The 1,180-nt window shown below is 62.8% G+C and carries 1 pseudogene; it reads right to left on the reverse strand.

The features are described from left to right. Positions 1-1,180, reverse strand: a pseudogene (locus U1872_RS22510) (helix-hairpin-helix domain-containing protein); the annotation flags it as partial.

Raw genomic sequence — 1,180 nt, forward strand, 5'->3', positions numbered from 1 at the left:
GATCGACGCTGAAGCCGTGGAAGGCGTCGCCATCGGCCAGCTTCTCGATTGCAGCGCGCTGGACGCCCGACCGCCGCCAAACGTCTTCGACGCTTTCGAAAGCGGTAAGCTCACGCGCACCGACGATCTTTGCGCCATCGGCGTTCGACAGCCCGCGGATCTGCCGCAGCCCGAGCCGTACCGCGAGATAGCGCCCGCCGTTCTTCTCCAGCGTGCAGTCCCACCGGCTCGCGTTGACGCATGGCGGTCGAACCTCGACGCCGTGCGCGCGTGCATCGCCGACGATCTGCGCCGGCGCGTAGAACCCCATCGGCTGCGCGTTCATCAACGAAGCGCAGAACACGTCTGGATGATGATGCTTCATCCACGAGGATGCGTAGGAGATCTTGGCGAAAGACGCTGCGTGGCTCTCTGGAAAGCCATATGATCCGAAGCCTTCGAGCTGGCGGAAGGTTCGCTCGGCAAACTCGCGCGGGTAGCCGCGCTCGACCATGCCGTTGACCAGCTTTTCCGAGAAGTGCGAGACACCGCCAGTGAACTTGAACGTCGCCATGGCGCGCCGCAGCTGATCCGCCTCGGCAGGCGTGAAGCCGGCACCGACGATCGCGACTTTCATCGCCTGCTCCTGGAAGAGCGGCACGCCGAGTGTCTTCTCCAGCACGGCGCGTAGCTCGGGCCGCGGGTACTCGGGCTTTTCCAGACCCTCTCGCCTGCGCAGATACGGATGGACCATGTCGCCCTGGATGGGGCCCGGCCGCACGATCGCGACCTGAATAACAAGGTCGTAGAAGCGGCGAGGCTTCATGCGCGGCAGCATCGACATCTGCGCGCGGCTTTCAATCTGGAAGGTGCCGAGCGTGTCAGCCTTCTGGATCATGGCGTAAACGTCGGGATCATCGTCCTGCAGGTCAGCCAAGCCGACGCGTAGACCCTTGTCCGCTTAGAGCATATTGAAGTCGCGGTTCATGCAGCCAAGCATGCCCAAGCCGAGAACGTCCACCTTCATGAATTTGAGTGCGTCGATGTCGTCCTTATCCCACTCAATTATCTGCCGATCCTCCATCGCAGCGGGCTCGATCGGCACTAGGTCATCGAGGCGGTCATGGGTCAGAACGAAGCCACCAGGATGCTGCGACATGTGGCGCGGCACGCCGATCAGCTTGCGGGCGAGTTCCAGTGT

It is taken from the genome of Parasphingomonas frigoris (assembly GCF_036663815.1).
Taxonomy (GTDB): domain Bacteria; phylum Pseudomonadota; class Alphaproteobacteria; order Sphingomonadales; family Sphingomonadaceae; genus Sphingomonas.